The sequence below is a fragment of the Rhodoplanes sp. Z2-YC6860 genome (assembly GCF_001579845.1).
Classification (GTDB): domain Bacteria; phylum Pseudomonadota; class Alphaproteobacteria; order Rhizobiales; family Xanthobacteraceae; genus Z2-YC6860.
In genome coordinates this window covers 8,062,829-8,081,769 of sequence record NZ_CP007440.1, presented here as the reverse complement: position 1 = coordinate 8,081,769, position 18,941 = coordinate 8,062,829, and the positions used below count along the sequence as shown (strand labels likewise).

Below are 18,941 nucleotides of genomic sequence, written 5' to 3'. Positions count from 1 at the left end.
CTGTCAGCCTAACACGCGATGCCAAAAGCGCGTCTAGGCTTTGGTCTGGGATTTTTGCTTGAGTGCGTAGAGCGCCTCAAGCGCCTCGCGCGGCGACATTTCGTCCGGGTTGAGCGCTTGCAGCGCGCCGACCAGCGCTTCGAGAGCGCTCTGATGCGGATCGGGCGCCACGGGCTTCGCTTGTGCGGCAAACAGCGGCAGGTCCTCGAAGCCGCGCGGCGTGGCGCGGTCCTCGGCTTCGAGCATCGCCAACACCACCTTGGCGCGCTCGATCACGCTGGCCGGGAGGCCGGCGAGCTTCGCCACCTGGATGCCGTAGGAGCGATCCGCGGCGCCGGGCACCACCTCGTGCAGGAACACCACGTCGCCCTGCCATTCCTTCACCCGCACCGTGGCGTTGTGCAGTCGCGGCAGCTTGGTCGAGAGCACTGTGAGCTCATGGAAATGCGTCGCGAACAGCGCACGGCTGCGGTTCTGCTCGTGCAGATGCTCGATCGCGGCCCAGGCGATCGAGAGACCGTCAAAGGTTGCGGTGCCGCGGCCGATCTCGTCCAGGATCACCAGCGACTGCGGCGTCGCCTGATTGAGGATGCTTGCGGTCTCCACCATCTCGACCATGAAGGTCGAGCGGCCGCGGGCGAGATCGTCGGCGGCGCCGACGCGCGAGAACAGCCGGTCGACGACGCCGATCTTGGCGTGTCTCGCCGGTACGAAACTGCCCATCTGGGCCAGCACGACGATCAGTGCGTTCTGGCGCAGGAAGGTCGACTTGCCGGCCATGTTGGGTCCGGTCATCAGCCAGATGCGGCCAGATTTGCCGCCGCCCGGCGGCGACAGATCGCAGTCGTTGGCGACAAACGGCGTTTCGATCGATTGCTCGACCACCACGTGACGGCCGCCTTCGATGATGAAATCCAGCGAGCGGTCCACGTCCGGCCGCACGTATTGCCGCTCGACGGAAAGTGCTGCGAGCGAGCTCGCCACGTCCAGCGTCGAGAGCGCATCGGCAGCGGCCTTGATCGCTTCGCTTGCCGCGATCACCGCTGCGGTGAGCCGCTCGAAAATCTCCAGCTCGAGATTGAGTGCGCGGTCGGCGGCATTGGCGATCTTCGCCTCCAACTCGCCGAGCTCGGTGGTGGTGAAACGCACCTGGCCGGCCAGCGTCTGCCGATGGATGAAGGTCGCGTTCAGCGGCGCGCTCATCAGCTTTTCGCCGTGCTGGGCCGTGACGTCGACGAAGTAACCCAGCACGTTGTTGTGCTTGATCTTGAGCGATTTCACGCCGCTGTCGTCGGCGTAACGGGCCTGAAGCCCTGCGATCACCTTGCGGGATTCGTCGCGCAGCGCGCGGGCCTCGTCGAGTGCGGCGAGGCAGCCTTCGCGCACGAAGCCGCCGTCGCGCTTGAACAATGGCAGTTCATCGGCGAGCGATTTGGTGAGTTCCTGTGCCAGCGCCGGATCGGGACGGCGCAGCGAGACCATCGCCTGCGCGATCTCGTCGGGTTTTTCGGCCAGGGCTTCGAGCCGCTTGGCGAGGTATGCCGCGGCCTCGATGCCGTCGCGGATCGCGGCCAGATCGCGCGGTCCGCCACGGCCGACCACGAGGCGGGAAAGGGCGCGGGAAAGGTCGGGCGCAGCGCCGAGATGCTGCCGGGTTTCCTGCCGCGCCAGCGCATCGGCGCAGAACACCGCGATGCTGTCGAGGCGCCGGTTGATCTCGTCCGGATCGGTCAGCGGCGCGGCGAGCCGCTGCGCGAGCAGCCGCGAGCCCGCCGCGGTCACGGTGCGGTCGATCGCGGCCAGAAGCGAACCGCGTCGCTCGCCGCCGAGCGTGCGGGTCAGCTCCAGATTGGCCCGCGTCGCCTGATCGATCGACAACGTCGCGCCCTGGGCCTCGCGCACCGGCGGCGACAGCGGCGGCCGCTTGCCGAGTTGCGTCCGCTCCACGTAGGTGACGCAGGCTGCAGCGGCCGTGAGCTCCAGCCGCGTCAGCGTGCCGAAGGCATCGGTGGTCGCGACCGCGAAATAGTCCGACAGCCGCCGCTCGGCGGTCGCGCTATCGAACACGTCGCGGGTGAGCGGGGTCACCGCCGGCAGCGTGCGCAGGTACGGCGCAAGCTCGGCGTCGCTGTAGAGCGCGTCGGAGACGATGATCTCGGAGGGCTCGAGCCGCGCGATCTCGGCCGCGAGCCCCACGCGGTCGCATTCGGCGATCCGGAACTCGCCGGTCGAGATGTCGATCCAGCCGAGCGCAAAGCGTGCGTCGGCCGCATCGGAGGAGACGCGGGCGCGCACGACGGCCAGAAGGTAGTTGTTGCGCCGCGCATCGAGCAGCGTGTCTTCGGTGAGCGTGCCGGCGGTGACGAGGCGGATGACGTTCCGTCGCACGATGCTCTTGCCGCCGCGCTTCTTTGCTTCAGCCGGGTCTTCAAGCTGCTCGCAGACCGCCACGCGATGGCCCTGCGCGATCAGCCGATGTAGGTATTCGTCGGCGCGGTGCACCGGTACGCCGCACATCGGAATGTCCTGGCCGAGATGCTTGCCGCGCTTGGTGAGGACGATGCCGAGCGCACGGCTTGCGATCTCGGCGTCTTCGAAGAACAGCTCGTAGAAGTCGCCCATCCGGTAGAACAGCAGGCTGCCCGGATTGGCGCTCTTGATCTCGAGATATTGCTCCATGACCGGCGACGGCCGCGCCGCGGGTTCCTGCGCGGCGGTCTCGTCAGGCGGCAGATTTCGAGCAGCGTCCATGGGGCCGGACCGTAGCAGAGGGCGGGGGCGGATTCACGGTTGGGCACTCCGCAACAGCGCCGGCTGTGGACTTTTCCCGCCTCTCGTGCGGTCCGAAAGCCAATGCTAGCTTCGCGTTCCAAACAGATCCGGGATGGAGGAAACGAGATGCCCCGCATTAAACTAATCGACCGCGCCAACATGAACGCCGAGCAGGCGCGGGTCTACGACGCCGCCAAGGCTGCCGGGGGGCCGTTGGGCGGGCCGTACTACGCCTATATCCGATTACCGAAGCTGTTCGAGGCGGCGCAGAATCTGCGAAACGCACTGGGGTCGGGACCGTTGTCGCGTCGCGAGCAGCAGATCGTCAACATCACGGTGGCGCGGCACTGGGGCGCCCGGTATCCGTGGTTCGCCCAGGTGGAAGTCTCTCTCAAGGTCGGGCTCTCCAAGGCGGTGATCGAGGCGATCAACGCGCGGAAAGAACCTGAGCTGGCCGATCCGCGCGAAAAGATGTGCTTCGTCGTGGCGCGCGAAGCGCTCGCCAACAAGGGACTGAGCGCCGAGACCTACGCTGCCGCCGAGAAGGCGTTGGGTGAGGAAAGTCTGGTGGCAGCGGTCGCAACGACCGGCAGCTTCTCGATGACCTGCATGACGGCGATATCGTTCGGAGTCGAGCCGCCGGCGGTGAATCCGATCCCGCTCGCGGAATAGTCCAGTGTGGATGGCCGTTGCTCATGTTAAAGCGGTGGCGCAACGGCTCTTTTCACCTCTCCCGTGGGGAGAGGTCGCCGCACCACAAGCGCGAGTACGCGCGTCTTCAACGCGCTATGGTGCGGCGGGTGAGGGCGTAAGGTCTATCGAGAGAGCGAGGCCCGCTCACCCCGACCCTCTCCCCGCTGGGGAGAGGGAGTTCACCGCCGCTGTTGCAACAGAAGCGGCACTATTTGAGCTTCATCAAATCAGACTCTACGCGGCGCGCTTTCGCGCCGCGACGGCCTCGCCGAACGCGTTGAACAGCGCCCGATTCACCGGATTGCTCTGCGGATCGTATTCGGCGTGCCACTGCACGCCGAGCGCGAAGCCTGGAGCATCAGCGATCCGGATCGCCTCGATGGTGCCGTCATCGGCCACGCCTTCGACGACGATGCGCTGGCCCGGATCGAGGATGCCTTGTCCGTGCAGTGAATTGACCCGGATCGTCTTGCAGCCGAGCAGCGTCGTGAATGCGCCGTCTGCCACGAGGTGCACGTCGTGACGGTCGCCGAAGATGACATCGAGATCAGGGTGGATTTCGCCGCTTTCCAGCCGCGGCATGCGGTGGTTTGCGCGGCCGGGCAATTCGCGGATCTCCGGATGCAGCGAGCCACCGAAGGCCACGTTCATCTCCTGCAAGCCCCGGCAGATGCCGAACAGCGGCACGCCGCGCTCGACGCAAATGCGGATCAATGCCAGCGCCAGCGCATCGCGCTTGAGATCGTAGGGTTCGTATCGGGGATGCGGCTCGGTGCCGAAATGGGTCGGATGGACGTTGGCGCGGCCGCCGGTCAGCAGCACGCCATCGACTGTTTCCAGCAGCGCGTCGGCGTCGGTGATGTCCGGAGCGCCGGCAAACATCACCGGCAAGGCGTTGGTGCTTTCCGCGACGGCGCGGAGAATTCGCTCGCTGACGAGTTGGGCCGGAAAGCGTTGTTCGACCAGGTGTGCGTTGCCGATCACGCCGATGACGGGCCGCTTCATGTTCTGACTTTCAGAGGTCGTTCGTCAGGCTCCCGAGAGCCTGCAGACTACACTGAAAAACAGACGGCCGGTGCAAGCCCGGCCGTCTGGCATTCCTGATATGCGGTAGAGGTCACTTCACCAGCGTTCGGCCGGTGATCTCCTCGAGGTTGCCGTACATGATCGCCTTGCGCTTCTTCTTCGACATGTCGATGCTGTCGAGGATCTTCAGCGTCTCGCGGATGTAGTAGGTGCCCTTTTCGGGGTCGAACGGGCAGTCCGACGCGAACACGATCTTCTCGGTCGGGTAGAAGGCGAGGCCGCACTCGGTCGCGGGCTTGCCGCCGAACACAGCAGTATCGGTGTAGAAGTTTTCCTTGAAGTAGTTCAGCGGCCGCTTCTTCAGCGACTTCTTCAGCTTCTGATAGTCCTCGTCCGAGGTGCGGGCGCCGATCTGGTCCCAGCCCGGACCGATGCGGCCTTCGAGCATAGGCACGATGCCGCCCATGTGGTGGGTGATGATCTTCAGCTTCGGATACTTGTCGAGGATCTTGGAGAACACGAGCCGCGACATCGCCGCCGCGGTCTCATAGGACCAGCCGAGCGTCCACCAGATCTCGTATTTCGACTTGGTCTCGGAGGCATAGTCCGAGAATGCCGCCGTGCGCGACGGATGCATCCAGATCGGCGTCTCGGTCTTGTTCATCGCCTTCCAGAACGGATCGAAGTCCGGATGGTCGATCGGCTTGCCGGCGACGTTGGTGTAAATCTGCACGCCGAGCGCGCCCATCTTCATGGCGCGGGCAGCCTCGCGGACGCCGCAGTCCGGCGCCGCCATCGGGGCCTGCGCCACCCAGCCCGGGAAGTGGTCGGGGTGCTGCGCGCAGAGCTCGGCGAAGCCGTCATTGACAATCTTGGCGTATTCCTCGGTCTCCTTGCCGTTCTTGGTCATCAGTTCGAACGGCGGCATCGGATAGGACAGGACCTGGGCGTAGTCCTTGAACTTGTCGACCACCTTGAGGCGGACGTTGACGTCGTAGATCGACGGCACGCCCATCATGCGCTTGCCGATGTCTTTGTGGCTGCCCGCGGACATCACTTCTTTGTAGAAGCGCGTCGGAATGAAATGGGTATAGGCGTCAACTCGCATCATGTGGGTGATTCCTCCAAGGAACGATCGGCGTTTTGTTTATAGGGGCGGTGGATTTTGTCGAGGGGGATGTTGGCATGGGGCCAATCGGCGCGGTCTGGATGCGGTGCAGCGTGCAGCCCTGAGCGTGCCTTTGTGCGCCATGGCGGAACGATGCACCGCTGACCGGGACACGCGGCCTGCTGCGGTGGGCAGAAGGCAGGGCGCGGCGCCACGCCGGATCACATGTGCGACGGCAGCCAGAGCGCGATGATCGGGAACGTGATCAGGATCACGAGGCGCAGCAGGTCAGTGAGGATGAAGGGGATGACCCCGTAAAAGATCGTCGAAAAATTGATATCGCCGATCACGCTCTTGATCACGAACACGATCATGCCGACCGGCGGATGAATCAGGCCGAGTTCCACCGTCATCACGATGATGATGCCGAACCAGATCGGATCGAAGCCGAGCTCCTTGATCACCGGGAAGATGATCGGCACCGTCAGGATCACCATGGCGAGCGCGTCCATCAGGCAGCCGAGCACGATGTACATCACCATGATCAGCGCCAGCACGCCGTAGCTGCCGATCCCCAAGCCGGTGAGGAACGCCGTGACGTTCTGCGGCGTCTGCGTCACGGTGAGGAAATAGCCGAACAGCAACGCACCGATCAGCACGGTGAACACAGCGGCCGCGGTGCGGGTGGCTTGCAAAAGCGAGCGGCGGATTTCCTCGAAGCCCAGCCGGCCACGCAGCACGCCGACGATCAATGCGCCGCCGGCGCCGACGCCGCCAGCTTCGGTCGGCGTGAACAAGCCGCCATACATCCCGCCGATGACGAAGAAGAACAGCAGCAGCATCGCCCAGATGTCGCGCAGCCCGGTGAGCCGCTCGCGCCATGTGCTGCGCGGCCCGGCTGGCAGATAGCCCGGCCGCGCCCAGCCGATGATCGCGACGGTGATCATGTACATGGAAGCGGCGAGAATGCCGGGCAGGACGCCCGCGATGAACAGCTTGCCGATGTCCTGCTCGGTGATGATGCCGTAGACCGCGAGCACGGTGGACGGCGGCAGCATGGCGCCGAGGGTGCCGCCAGCCGCGATCACACCGGCCGCGAAGGATTCCGGATAGCCGTATCGCCGCATCTCCGGATACGCGACGGTCGAGAACGTGGCCGCGGTGGCAACCGACGAGCCGGAGATCGCGGCAAAGCCGCCGCACGCCGCGATGGTGGCAATGCCGAGGCCGCCGCGCCGATGGCCGAGGAATGTGTTGGCGGCGCGGAAAAGCTCCTTGCTCATGCCCGAGTTGGTGACGAAGGCGCCCATCAGCAGGAACATCGGGATGACGCCGAAGGTGTAGTCGGTCACCGTGCGCATCGAGGTGTGGCCGATGATCTTCAGCGCGGCGTCGCCGTTGACCAGGTAGGCAAAGCCGCCGACGCCGACGAGGCCCATCGCCATGCCGACCGGCACGCGCATCAGCATCAGCGAGAACAGCGCCACGAAACCCAGGATGGCGACGGTTTCGCTGCTCACGGGCTCACTCGACCGGCTTGATCTGGTACTTCGTGCCGAACTCGTCGGGCTGGAAGATCAGCCGATAGGTCCGGATCGCGATGAGGAGCACGGCGGACGCGTCGCCGAGCCAGGCCACGAGGAAGAACGGCCAGGTCGGCAAGCGCAGATCGAAGGTCAGGACGTGGTCGGCCTTCGTGGTCCAGACCTTGTCGTAAAGCGTATAGGTCTGCACCGTGACGACGAACAGCAGCACCAGCGTCGCGAACACGTCGATGAAGCGCTGCAGCTTCGGGCCGACATTGGCGTAGAGCAGATCGACCGTGATGTGGGTGCCGCGATAGCTCGTCGCGGCGATGCCCCAGAAGATCAGGATGCCGAGCAGCAGCCGGCCGAAGTCATAGGCGTCTGGAATCTGCACGCTGAAGAAGTAGCGCAGCATCACCGAGATGAAGATGTCGGCCGCGACGATGCCGACGAATCCCGCGGCGACCAGCTCGATCAGATCGATCAGCCAGTTCATCGGGCCGCGCGATCCACGCGGCGCCGTGCTGCTCTCCGATGATGGCTCGGTGGGATCGCCGCCGGACATGGCCCTACCCTGACAGGACAACGGCAGCGAAAATGTCCGCTGCCGTTGTTCGCGCCCCGCGTTAGAAGCCCGCCTTGTACTGCGCGAGCGAAGCTTGCAGCTCTTTCATGATCGTGTCGGGATCGCCGCCGGCCCTCTTCACATCGTCGGCCCACTTCTTCTTCAGCGGCTCAGCTGACGCCTTCCACTCGGCAAGCTGCTCGTTGCTGATGGTGTAGACCTCATGGCCCGGCATCGCCTTGATCTTCTCGATGCCGGCGTGCTCGAAGTCGGCCCACGGGTCGGCGAACTTCGCCGCCCAGTCGGTGGTGCAGTGGTCGTCGATCACCTTTTTCTGCGCCGCCGACATGGCGTTGTAGGTGCGCGGGCTCATCAGCCACTGGAACATCACCGAGCCGAGCGGCGCATCCATGTGATACTTGGTGACCTTGTCGACGCCGAGCAGCGGCACCGAACCCCACGGGAAGGTCACGGCCTCGGCCACGCCCTTGTCCATCACGTCGCGCACTTCGGTCGCGCTGGCCTGCACATTGGTGCCGCCGAGCAATGTCATCCAGGCCGCGATCGTCGCCTGGGCCGGCCTGATCTTCATGCCCTTGATGTCGGACGGCACCATGATCTTCTTGGTCTTGGAGTGCCATGCCACCGGATCGAGCACGAATGAGAAGCAGTACTTCACGTCCTTCATCTCGGTCGCGGCGTATTTGCGGTACCACGCATCGATCGCGCGGTTGCCGCCCTTGGCTTGACCAACCACGAAGGGCAATTCGCCCGCCGCGATGATCGGGAAGCGGCCCGGCTGATAGCCCGGATTGACGTAGGTGAAGTCGGCGATGCCGTCGCGCGCCATGTCGTAATGGTCGAACGCCTTGCCGAGTTGCTGAGAGGGGAAGATCTTGTATTTGATGGTACCGCCCGAAGCCTTCTCGATGTCGGCGCCCCATTCTTCCATCGTCTTTTGCAATGGATGGGTCGGTGGCACCCAGTGCGAAAGCTTGAGTTCGATGGTCTTGTCTTGCGCCGACGCCTGGGGCGCGGCACCGAGCGCCAACGCCAAGCCTAAAGCCGGCGCGGATTTCAGCATCGCTGAAAGCGACATGTCAGGTTCCTCCCTTTTCGGCCTTTGGCCGGACGTTGGTTTCAAGACCAACTTTTGCTTGGATTGAGCCTCAGAAGCCCGTTGAAGTAAAGGAATGCCGCCGGTCATTTTCCGGGAAAACGCGTCCCTGGATAAACCTCAAGACTTGGTCTATGGCTGCACGGCCGCAGCGGCCCCGGAGGGGATGTTGAAAGTCGAAAGCGTGAAGTCACCCAAAGCGGCTGCCGATCCCGCATCGCTGCACAAGAAAATGATGCAGCTTCTGTCGAGCCTTTGGGTGACGCATGCCATCGGCTCGTTCGCGCGGCTGGGCCTGGCCGATGCCATGGAGGCCGGCGGCGACAGTGCCGAAGCGCTGGCCAAAGCGCATGGCCTCGTTCCCGACCGGGTCTATCGCCTCCTGCGCGCGCTCTCGACCTGCGGCATCGTCACGGAATCGGCTGGCGAGCGCTTTGCGCTCACCCCGCTGGGCCGGATGCTGACGTCGAGTGCGCCGAACTCGATGAAGACCTCGGCGGAGCTGCTCACCGAGTACAATGGCGAGATCTGGAGCAAGCTCGACGGCGCGCTCGCGGGCGGCATCGCGTTCGAAGCGTTGAAGGGAAAAGAGCTGTTCGACTGGCTGCATGCCAATCCGAAGGAAGGCGCGCGCTTCCAGCGCATGATGGTCGAGGTGCACTCGCCGGAGACGCCGGCGATCGTTTCGGCTTACGATTTCGGCCAGTTCAAGCGCATCGTCGATGTCGGCGGCGGTCACGGCATGCTGCTGTCGGCGATCCTCGCCGCGCATCCGGGCGTGCAGGGCACGCTGTTCGATCTGCAGGAGGGCATCGACGCCGCCCGCCGCGGCGAAGGCGGGCCGTTGCCCGGCGTGTCCTTCATCGCCGGCAATGTGTTCGAGTCCGTGCCCGAGGGTGCCGACGGCTATCTGTTCCGGCATCTCCTGCACGATTATGACGACGATGACTGCCTGAAGATGCTGCGAAACGTGCGCCGCGCTATGAAGCCGGACGCCCGCGTGCTGGTGCTCGAAAAGACCGTGCCGACCGACGACACGCCGGGACCGGGCCGCTGGCTCGACCTGCACGTCATGCTGCTCACCGGCGGGCGCGAGCGCACCGCGCCGGAGTATCAGGCGCTGTTCGGCAAGGCTGGGTTGAAGCTCAACCGCGTCTTGCCGACCGCGCATCCGGCCGTCGAAGTCATCGAAGTGGTCGCCGCCGACGCGCGGCCAGCCTGACGCACCCTCCCGATGAATGCGGTCGAATATTGCCTGTTGCACGGACTGAAGGTCGCGGGACCGGATCATCCGGCGTTGCTCAACGCCGGTGAGACGCTGACCTACGGCGCGCTCGCCGCGCGTGTCGGCCAGTTCGCGGCGGGACTGCGCGAAGCGGGCGTTCAGCCGAACGACCGTGTCGGCATGCTCATGCTCGACACGCCGGACATCATCGCGATGCATCTCGGCGCCATGGCGGCTGGCGCGATCGCGGTCGCGATGTCGAGCCGCGCTTCGCCCGAAGAGCTCACGCAGATTCTTTCGATCGTGCGCCCCGCGGTGCTGGTGATCGATGCCGAATTCGTCGAGACCGCGAAGCTCGCGATCGCGGCGGCGTCGCCGCAAACCAGGCTGATGTATCGCGACGGCGAGCTCGCCGCCTGGAAGAGCAAGCCTGCCGCGCCGCTCGTGCCCACGCCGCGCAAGCCGAACGATCCGGCGTTCTGGGTGATGACGTCGGGCACCACCGGCGTGCCGAAGGCGGTCGAGCATCATCATCGCAACGTCGGCATCAGCGCGCGCTATTACGCCGAGGTGCTGGGCTGCACCAAGGACGACCGCCTGTTTGCAACGTCGCGCTTCCATTTCGCCTATGCGATCGGCAACAGCTTCGCGGCGCTGCGCATGGGTTGCGGCAACGTGCTGCTGGAGCGCTGGGCGACCGAACGAAGCGTTGCCGACACCATGGAGCGCTTCAAACCGACCGTTCTGCTGAGCGTTCCGGCGGTCTATCATCGGTTGCTCGAAGCCGGGCTGGCACAGACGCCGTCGTTTCGCGGGATGCGCTATTTCGTATCGGCGGGCGAGCGCATGCCGCCGCAGATCTGGAACGCCTGGGAAGCAGCATCGGGCCATCCGATCCTTGACGGGCTCGGCTGTTCGGAGCTGGTCTATATGGTGATCGGCAACACGCCCACGGAACGCAAGCCGGGCTCGTCCGGCTACGCGATGCCGGGCGTGGAGCTTCGCATCGTCAGCGACGACGGCGCGGTGGTCGAGCAGCCCGACACCGCGGGCCGGCTCGAGGTTCGTATGACGTCGGTGTGCGAGGGTTATCGCTCGGCGGGCGACACGTCGCGGCCGCCGGAGCGGCCAGCCGATCGCTTCAAGCCCGACGGCTGGTTCTCGACGGGTGACGAATACACCCGCGATGCCGACGGCTTCTATCATCACCGCGGCCGCACCGGCGACATCCTGCGCGTTTCCGGCCTCTGGGTCTCGCCGTCCGAGATCGAAGACGCGCTGGCCGGCATTCCGTCCATCGTGGAGAGCGCCGCGGTGCTGGGCGAGAACGAGATCGGCCTCGCCGAGATCGTGCTGTATGTGGTGCCGGCGACGGGCGCGGAGCCTGCGGCTGCGATCGTCGCGGCGCGCGAGCGGCTCTCGCAAGTGCTGCCGCGCTACAAGCAGCCGCGCCGCTTCGAGACGATCGCCGACCTGCCGCGCACCGCCACCGGCAAGGTCCAGCGTCACAAGTTGCGCGATCGGCTGCGGCACGATCCGTGAGCGCCACGATGGCTGAGACCGGCAGCACCACCAGCGGCGGCCTGAGCTGGCGCCGGCACGTGCTCTACATCGAGGGCTACGATCCGCAGGGCGCCGAAGGCTATTACAAGCTGTTCGATCACGCCTTGCGGCGGTTTTTGAAAAACTGGCCGGTCCGCGCCAAGGCCGGTCCGTTGCAATTGGATTCCGACGACTTTGCCCATTGGGATGTCGCGGCGGCAGGGCCCAACTGGCGGGTCCACACCTGCTACGAATTCCTGCGCCAGGAGCGGATGATCCGCGCCAACATGGCGCAGCCGATGTGGCGTCAGGTGCCGCGCGCGCTCGGCTTGATGTTCAACTATCTCTACACCGGCACTCTGTTTCGGATTTATCGCGCCTCTCCGCAGTACGGCGCGGCGCTGACGTATTTCCAGTTGCTGCTGATCCTGTGGCTGGCGGCCTCTGCGCTCGGCGGCTGGTGCGTGGTCTGGGCCCTGCAGAAGTTCATCGCCCTGCCATCGGTGGTCAATGTCCTGGTCGGAGCGCTGGTCGCCATCGGTGTGTTCAAGCTGCTGCGGCCCTTGGCCGACAAGCTGTTCACGGTGCAGATCAACAGCCATTGGCCGTATCTGTTGCGTTACGGCCGCGGCGAGCCCTCGTGCTTCGATTACTTTGTCGAAGCCGGCGCGCAGCGCCTGGTCGAGATGGTCAAGGCCCCCGGCATCGACGAGATCGTCGTGGTGGGTCACTCCGGCGGCGGCGTGCTTGGACCGGCCGTGGTGGCGCGCGCGCTGGAGATCGATCCGGCGCTTGGCACCCACGGTCCCAAGGTGGTGTTGCTGACGCCCGGTTCGCTGATGCCCGGCATCGGCCTGCACCGCCACGCCACGCGCGTGCGCAACGAAGTTTATCGTGTGGCGATCGAGCCGTCGGTCCTCTGGATCGACGTGCAGGCACGCGCCGATGTGCTCAACTTCTTCAACTTCGATCCAGTCGCGGGCATCGGCATCGATGCAGGAGCGTGGCGCCGCAACCCGCTGGTCTGGAAGGTGCGGATCAGGGAGATGATGTCGCCGGAGTTCTACAGGAAGCGGCGCTGGGACCTGTTCCGCATGCACTACCAGTTCGTCATGGGCAACGATCGGCGCGCGCACTACGAGTACATGATGCTGGTTTGCGGCCCGCTGCCGGTCGAGGAGTGGGCGCAAGACGCCGTCGAGACGTTTGGGCGCTTCGACGCGGACGGCACCTGTCGGGCTGTCGCGCCGCAGCCCTAGGCGTTACGGCTGCGCCGTCCCATCATCGAAAGCAGCAAGCCGCGCGGCACAAACCGCGGCAGCAGCGCCGCCACCTGATTGTTGAAGCCCGGTATCACGATGCGTCTGCCCCGCATCAGCCCGTCATAGCCCTCACGGGCGACGCGATCGGGCGAGCGCGTCATGATTTTCGGGAAGTAGCCCTCGGGCATGCCGGCGCGCGTCTGGAATTCGGTCTCGACCGGACCGGGACAGAGCGCTGTGACGCGGACGCCCTGCGACTTCAGCTCCTGGTGCAAGGCCTCGCTGAACGACACCACGTAGGCCTTGGTGGCGTGATAGACCGCCATGCCTGGACCGGGCATGAATCCCGCGACCGACGCGACATTCAAAAGCCCGCCCTTGTGGCGCACGAGGCTTGGCGCAAACGTCAGCGACAGTTCGGTGAGGGCGCGAACGTTCAGATCGACCATCGCGAGGCGCTCGGCGCCGTTCATCTCGGTGGCGTTGCCGACGAAACCGAAGCCTGCATTGTTGACCAGGTATTGCACCTCGAGGCCCGCCGCGCGCAATTCGCTCTCGATCTCAGCCGTCGCCTCGGGCCGCGCGAGATCGGTCGCAATGATGCGGGGCCGCGGCCGGCCCGCACGCTCGATCGCATCCGCGACGGCCGAGAGTTGCGCTTCGCGCCGCGCCGTCAGCACCACAGCATGGCCGTGCTCGGCGAACATGGTCGCAAGCGCCGCGCCGATACCGGCGGACGCGCCGGTGATGAGCGTCACGGGGGTGCTCATGTTGCCTCGAAACGCCGGCGCTTGCTGTTGCCGACCATCGACAGCGTGAGCCACCGCGGCAGCAGCCGCGCCAGCACGGTGAGGACCTTGTTGTCCTTGCCCGGCACCACGACAGGCTCGCCGGCGAGGAAACCCGCGATGCCGTGACGCACGACGTGTTCGAGCGGCCGGGTCAGCCGCCGCGCGAAATAGCCCACCGGGCGCACGGCGAATTCGGTCTCGATTGGGCCCGGGCAGAGCACCGTCACGCGGATGCCCTTGGCCTTCATCTCCTGATGCAGCGCCAGGCTGAACGACACGAGATAGGCCTTGGTGGCGTGATAGACCGCCATGCCCGGGCCGGGCAGGAAGCCCAGCACCGAAGCGACATTGAGGATGCCGCCTTTGCGGCGCGCGAGGCTGTCGGAAAAGCGGAGCGCGAGATCGGTCGCGATCCGCACATTGAGATCGACCATGGCCAGCTGCTGCGCGCGGTCGAGCTTTACGGCCGGGCCCAGCAGCCCAAAGCCCGCATTGTTGACGACGATCTCGGGCTCAAGCCCCGCCTCCTGCAACGCCCGCTCCAGGCGGTCGCCGGCATCCGGCGACGCCAGATCGAGCGCGATCACATGCGGCCGCTCGTGGCCTTTCGCCGCGATGCCGTCAGCCACTTCATTGAGCTGCGCTGCGCGGCGGGCGACCAGCACGATGCTGTGTCCGCGCTCGGCGAACCCCTCGGCAAGCGCCGCGCCGAGTCCCGCCGAGGCGCCGGTCACCAGGACAATGGGCTTGAGCTCTGTCATCACACCATGCGGCCGTTCATGCCGTTACGGCACGTTGAACTTCGCGATGACGTCTTGCGGAATGGGCTTGGAGCGGATTTTTTCCGGATTGTCCGGATTGCGTTCGGCCCAGACGCGGGTGTCGAGGCATTCGACGCAAAGCTCGTTGTCGAGCGTCAGCCGGTGCTGCACGTCGAAGCTCGATCGGCGGAACTCCGTCACCTTGGTTTCGATCACGACGTCGTCGCCGAACTTGGTGGGCTTCAAAAAGCGCGCCCGCGTGTCGACCATCGGATAGCCGTCGAACGCGTAGTGTTGCCGGAACTGATATTTGCTCATGCCGAGCGCCTGCGAGAACAATCCCGTGGTGCAGCTGTCGAACATCGCGAAGTAGCGCGGGAAGAACACGATGCCGGCGGGATCGCAGTCGCCCCATTCGATGCGGGCGTGCCGGATATAGATCATCATCCCCACAGCTTTGTCCTCAAGGCTTGCTCCAGTTTCAGCGCGGCGCCATGCGCAGCGCCCCGTCGATCCGGATCACTTCGCCGTTGAGATAATTGCTGCGGACGATGAACAGCACAAGGTCGGCGTATTCGCGCGGCTCGCCGAGCCGCTTGGGGAACGGCACCGAGGCGCCGAGGCTGTCCTGCGCGGCCTGGGGCAGCGCGGTCAGCATCGGCGTGGCGAAGATGCCGGGCGCGATCGCGGCCACACGGATGCCGAATTGCGACAGCTCGCGCGCCGCCGGCAGCGTCAGCGCCGCGACGCCGCCCTTGGACGCCGAATAGGCGGTCTGGCCGATCTGGCCCTCGAAGGCCGCGACCGAGGCGGTGGAGACGATCACGCCGCGTTCGTGATCGGCGAGCGGCTCCAGCGTCTGCATGTCGGCGGCGGCGAGCCGCATCATGTTGAAGGTGCCGACCAGATTGATCGAAATCACTTTCTCGAATTCGGCCAGCGGCATCGGGCCGTCACGGCCGACCATGCGCTTGGCCGGACCGACGCCGGCGCAGTTGACGAGAATGCGCGCCGGGCCGTTCTTGTCGCGCGCCTCCTTCAAAGCCGCGACGGCGCCGCTTTCGCTCGTGACGTCGCACTTGATCGCGATGCCGCCGATCCTGCTGGCGGTCTGTCTCGCGCCCTCGATGTTGATATCGAGGCAGGCGACCTTGGAGCCGGCCTTGGCCAGTGCCGCCGCGGTCTCGGCACCGAGACCGGAAGCAGCACCGGTCACGATCGCGGCGTGTCCTTTGGGGTCCATGAAATCTAGTTCCGTTCGTCGATGGAGATCACGTTTGCCGATGGCGTCGACGCATACAGCTCTTCCACCAGGGCCTTCCGCCGCGTCAAGACCGCGCGCTGGTTGATCGAGCCTTTGTCGGTGGCTTCGCCGGCATCGAGCGACGGCGGTTCGGCCATCAGGATGATCCGGCAAATGCGCGTCGAGCTGCCCGCGCTTTGCTGCGCCAGTGCGGTCAGGCGCCGGCTGAATTCGCCACGCAGCTTGGCATCGCCCAGCACCGCGGCGGGCGGCGCATCGGCGGGCACCTCCGCAATCTTGCGGCAGGCTTCGATGTCCGGAAACACCAGGGCGGTGAGGTCGTCGCGGTCGGCGCCGGCGATCACCGCGTCGCGCATCAGCGGCGCGCAATGATCTACGAACTGCGCACGCAGCGCACCGGCGCTGACCCACGTGCCGCTGGCCAGCTTGAAGTCCTCGGCGAGCCGGCCGTCGAACAACAGGCCCTGGCTCGGATCGTTCGGATCGACGAACTTCAGCGCGTCGCCGATCTTGTAGAAGCCTTCTTCATCGAAGGCGTCGTTCGTCAGCTCCGGCTTCCGCCAATAGCCCGGCGTGATGTTCGGGCCCTTGAGCCGGCATTCGAGCTTGCCTTCGTTGGGCACGAGCTTCAGCACGGCGCCCGGCGCCGGCACGCCGATGTTGCCCGGTCGCGGATAGTCCCAATTGCAGGCGATGGCGAGCGGCGAAGTCTCGGTCGAGCCGATGCTGGAGATGAAGATCACCCGCTCGCCGCAGGCCGCAACGCTGAGCTCCTGCAACGCGTCCCAGACATACTGCTGCAACGCTGCGCCGGCGTAGAACAGCACCTTGAGCCGGCTGAAGAAGTTCTTCCGCAACTCGGCGTCGGCGCGAAGATGCGGCAGCAGCGCCTCGTAGCCTTTGGGCACGTTGAAGTAGATCGTCGGCGCGATCTCCTTCAGGTTCTTCGCAGTGGCGGCGATCGCGCCGGGCAGCGGCTTGCCCTCGTCGATGTAGAGCGACCCGCCGTTGTCGAGCACCAGGTTGAAGTTGTGATTGCTGCCGAAGGTGTGGTTCCAGGGCAGCCAATCCACGATCACCGGCGGCTCGTCGCCGACGAAGCGCAATCCGGCGCGGATCATCGCCTGGTTCGAACACAGCATGCGCTGGGTGTTGATGACGCCCTTGGGATAGCCGGTCGAGCCCGAGGTGAAGAGGATCTTGGCGATGGTGTCGGGGCCGACCCTGGCGTGGAAGGCTTCGACCGTCACGGTCGACTCGGTCATCAGCAGTTCGGCGAAGGACGAGGTCGGGCGGCTGTCGAGCGGATTGACCGTGGTGACGATCTCGACGCCGAGCGGCACCGCGCTGTCGATCGCGCGTGCAAACGCCTTGCCGTCGGCCGCGAACACCAGGCCCGGATTGAGCACCTCGATGATCGACTTGAGCTTGCCGAAGTCGCTCGACATCAGCGAGTAGGGCACCGAGATCGGCGCGTAAGGCACGCCGATCATCATGGCGGCGAGGCCCAGGAGGGCGTGTTCGATGTCGTTGCCGGAGAGGATTGCGATCGGGCGCTCCACCGAAAGCTTCCGCTCGATCAGAGCCTGCGCAATGCTGCGCACCTGAAGCCACGCATCGCGATAGGCCACCTTGCGCCAGGAGCCGTCGCGCGTCCGCTGCGCCAGGAACACGCGATCGGGCGCCACCGCCGCCCAATGCTCGAGCCGCACCGTCAGCTTGTCGTGATAGCGCTCGAGCGGATGCGGCGAACGCAGAAGGAGCGTGCCGTCGGGCCTGCGCTCGATCTCGACATCCGAAGGTCCAAGCCGCACCGGGCGGAGCGGCGCCGCGGCAGCAGTCCTGTTGCGCATTGCTTCAGCCACGCTTCACCCCCGAAGCACCTTCTTGCCACGCTTCTCCAGAAAATCCTTCAGCCGTGACTTGGCCTCGTCGCTGCCTTGGGCGATCGCCGCCATCAGCGACTCGGTGACGTAGCCCGATGCCGGATCGCTCTCGGCGATGCGCGGCAGCACGTGGGTGATCGCGAAATTGGTGAGCGGCGCGTTCTCGGCGATGCGCTTGGCGAGCGCGACGCCCTTGGCGAGGCCTTCGCCGTCTTCGACCACATAGTGCGAGAGCCCGATGCTGAAGCCTTCCTCCGCATTGTAGGTGCGGCCGGTCAGCATCATTTCCTGCATGCGCGACACGCCGATCAGCCGCGGCAATCGCACCGACGCGCCGCCGCCGACATAGATGCCGCGGCTGCCTTCGGGCAGCGCGTAGTAGGTCGAGCGCTCGGCGATGCGCACATGCGCAGCCGCGGCAAGCTCGAGACCGCCGCCGACCACGGCGCCATGCAGCACGGCGACGACCGGCGCCTTGCCGAATTCGATGTGCTGGAAGGCGCGGTGCCAGCTCGCCGAATGCTCAACGCCTTCGGCGGTGTTGCGTTCGGAGAGTTCGGTGAGGTCGAGGCCCGCCGAGAAATGCTGGCCTTCGCCATTGAGCACGACGGCCTTGATGTCCTTCGGCAGCGTGGCAAAGAACGATTGCAGGCCCAGCACAGTGGTGTCGTCGAGCGCGTTGCGCTTGTGCGGGCGCTTCAGCGTCACGACAGCGATGTTGCCGCGCAGTTCGGCCGCGAGCGAGTCGGGCAGGGCGGATGTGGGGCGGCTTGCTTTCTGGCTTGCTTTTTTGGCCATCAGGGTCGGGCCGTCCGTTGTCCGAATTGAGGTCCGAAAATATGTTGTCAAAGACAACTAATAGGAGTCTTGCGGGGTCCGGGCGTCTCGGTCAAGTCGCCCTCATAGTACTTCGAACACTTCGATACGGACCTGCTGGTTGGCGCGGGCGCCATAACCGATGGCGAGGATACGGTTAAGCCAGGATGAAGCCGGATCGGCGGTTTCGAACCGCATGGCGGTCCGGAAATAGTAGCGCGAGGGATCGACCGTCTCGTCGCGCGCCAGCGCTGCCATCACGTCGGGCGGGCCGTGACGGTAGCCTTCGGCATCCACCAGGATCTGACCGCCGGTGTTGGTCTCGATCGTATAGCGCGCATGCAGGTGCACCACGCCGTCGGCGCGCACGATCTGCCAGTCGGCGCCGCCGGGCAGCACCTTGCCGTTGAGCTTCGGCCCTTCGACCGTGCCGCCGAGGATGTTGATGATGCGGCGCTCGCCATAGGGCGTATTGCCGAGTATCTGAATGCCGCCCAGCGGCGACGTCAGGACGAAAATCGGCTTCTCGGAGACAAGCGGCATGTTGTTTGACCCGGGCTGCGGTGGCACCTAAATTCCCGCACGAA

17 protein-coding genes are annotated in these 18,941 nt (G+C 65.5%); 4 read left to right on the top strand and 13 right to left on the bottom strand.

All coding sequences use genetic code 11. The features are described 5' to 3' along the window. Window positions 1-33: 33 nt before the first annotated feature. The gene (mutS, locus tag RHPLAN_RS37540) at window positions 34-2,751 is read right to left on the bottom strand and encodes a DNA mismatch repair protein MutS (RefSeq protein ID WP_068029991.1); all 2,718 of its coding nucleotides are present in this window, start codon (window positions 2,749-2,751) and stop codon (window positions 34-36) included. A 147-nt stretch (window positions 2,752-2,898) separates the two neighbouring features. Here mutS and RHPLAN_RS37535 point away from each other — a divergent pair, with 147 nt between their 5' ends. After that, a complete protein-coding gene (locus tag RHPLAN_RS37535; protein WP_157100730.1) occupies window positions 2,899-3,444 on the top strand; it encodes a hypothetical protein in 546 nt (181 codons plus the stop codon). A 255-nt stretch (window positions 3,445-3,699) separates the two neighbouring features. Here the strand turns inward: RHPLAN_RS37535 and RHPLAN_RS37530 are convergent, their stop codons facing one another. From RHPLAN_RS37530 to RHPLAN_RS37510, 5 genes are all read right to left on the bottom strand, one after another. Then, the gene (locus tag RHPLAN_RS37530) at window positions 3,700-4,470 is read right to left on the bottom strand and encodes a gamma-glutamyl-gamma-aminobutyrate hydrolase family protein (RefSeq protein ID WP_068029989.1); all 771 of its coding nucleotides are present in this window, start codon (window positions 4,468-4,470) and stop codon (window positions 3,700-3,702) included. Between the two features lie 112 nt (window positions 4,471-4,582). Then, window positions 4,583-5,602, bottom strand: coding sequence for an amidohydrolase family protein (locus RHPLAN_RS37525; protein WP_068029988.1), 1,020 nt, complete (start codon window positions 5,600-5,602; stop codon window positions 4,583-4,585). Window positions 5,603-5,820: 218 nt separating this feature from the next. Further along, complete coding sequence (locus RHPLAN_RS37520; protein ID WP_068029987.1) at window positions 5,821-7,119, bottom strand: TRAP transporter large permease; 1,299 nt, start codon at window positions 7,117-7,119, stop codon at window positions 5,821-5,823. A 4-nt stretch (window positions 7,120-7,123) separates the two neighbouring features. Then, on the bottom strand, window positions 7,124-7,621 hold the full coding sequence (locus tag RHPLAN_RS37515; protein WP_068032493.1) for a TRAP transporter small permease: 498 nt from the start codon (window positions 7,619-7,621) through the stop codon (window positions 7,124-7,126). Between the two features lie 130 nt (window positions 7,622-7,751). After that, window positions 7,752-8,789, bottom strand: a complete 1,038-nt coding sequence (locus tag RHPLAN_RS37510; RefSeq protein WP_442971799.1) for a TRAP transporter substrate-binding protein — start codon at window positions 8,787-8,789, stop codon at window positions 7,752-7,754. 187 nt (window positions 8,790-8,976) lie between these two features. Between RHPLAN_RS37510 and RHPLAN_RS37505 the strand changes: the two genes are divergently transcribed. Genes RHPLAN_RS37505 through RHPLAN_RS37495 form a run of 3 tightly spaced genes read left to right on the top strand, consistent with a single transcriptional unit; the run spans window position 8,977 to window position 12,833 of the window. Then, entirely contained in the window at window positions 8,977-10,029 is a 1,053-nt protein-coding gene (locus tag RHPLAN_RS37505) for a methyltransferase (RefSeq protein ID WP_198164649.1), read from the top strand. 12 nt (window positions 10,030-10,041) lie between these two features. Further along, window positions 10,042-11,574 (top strand): AMP-binding protein, encoded by a 1,533-nt coding sequence (locus RHPLAN_RS37500; protein ID WP_068029979.1) that lies wholly within the window; start codon window positions 10,042-10,044, stop codon window positions 11,572-11,574. A gap of 8 nt (window positions 11,575-11,582) precedes the next feature. Continuing rightward, entirely contained in the window at window positions 11,583-12,833 is a 1,251-nt protein-coding gene (locus RHPLAN_RS37495) for an alpha/beta fold hydrolase (RefSeq protein WP_068029977.1), read from the top strand. On the opposite strand, the gene RHPLAN_RS37490 is transcribed toward RHPLAN_RS37495, so the two are convergent. The 7 genes from RHPLAN_RS37490 to RHPLAN_RS37460 all read right to left on the bottom strand — a co-directional run bounded on the left by RHPLAN_RS37490 (window position 12,830) and on the right by RHPLAN_RS37460 (window position 18,897). After that, window positions 12,830-13,606 carry an SDR family NAD(P)-dependent oxidoreductase gene (locus RHPLAN_RS37490; RefSeq protein ID WP_068029974.1) on the bottom strand — a complete coding sequence of 259 codons (777 nt, stop codon included), beginning with the start codon at window positions 13,604-13,606 and terminating at the stop codon, window positions 12,830-12,832. The genes RHPLAN_RS37495 and RHPLAN_RS37490 overlap by 4 nt on opposite strands. Next, window positions 13,603-14,388: an SDR family NAD(P)-dependent oxidoreductase gene (locus tag RHPLAN_RS37485; protein WP_068029971.1), complete on the bottom strand. Its 786-nt coding sequence runs from the start codon at window positions 14,386-14,388 to the stop codon at window positions 13,603-13,605. Before RHPLAN_RS37485 ends, RHPLAN_RS37490 begins: the two co-directional genes overlap by 4 nt. A gap of 24 nt (window positions 14,389-14,412) precedes the next feature. Beyond that, window positions 14,413-14,835, bottom strand: coding sequence for an acyl-CoA thioesterase (locus RHPLAN_RS37480; RefSeq protein WP_068029969.1), 423 nt, complete (start codon window positions 14,833-14,835; stop codon window positions 14,413-14,415). A 34-nt stretch (window positions 14,836-14,869) separates the two neighbouring features. Then, the gene (locus RHPLAN_RS37475) at window positions 14,870-15,631 is read right to left on the bottom strand and encodes an SDR family NAD(P)-dependent oxidoreductase (protein WP_068029966.1); all 762 of its coding nucleotides are present in this window, start codon (window positions 15,629-15,631) and stop codon (window positions 14,870-14,872) included. A gap of 5 nt (window positions 15,632-15,636) precedes the next feature. After that, window positions 15,637-17,505 carry a feruloyl-CoA synthase gene (locus tag RHPLAN_RS37470; protein WP_068029964.1) on the bottom strand — a complete coding sequence of 623 codons (1,869 nt, stop codon included), beginning with the start codon at window positions 17,503-17,505 and terminating at the stop codon, window positions 15,637-15,639. A gap of 15 nt (window positions 17,506-17,520) precedes the next feature. After that, window positions 17,521-18,336, bottom strand: a complete 816-nt coding sequence (locus RHPLAN_RS37465) for a crotonase/enoyl-CoA hydratase family protein (RefSeq protein WP_068029962.1) — start codon at window positions 18,334-18,336, stop codon at window positions 17,521-17,523. Between the two features lie 102 nt (window positions 18,337-18,438). After that, window positions 18,439-18,897, bottom strand: a complete 459-nt coding sequence (locus RHPLAN_RS37460) for a DUF3237 domain-containing protein (RefSeq protein ID WP_084246330.1) — start codon at window positions 18,895-18,897, stop codon at window positions 18,439-18,441. Between the last annotated feature and the right edge of the window lie 44 nt (window positions 18,898-18,941).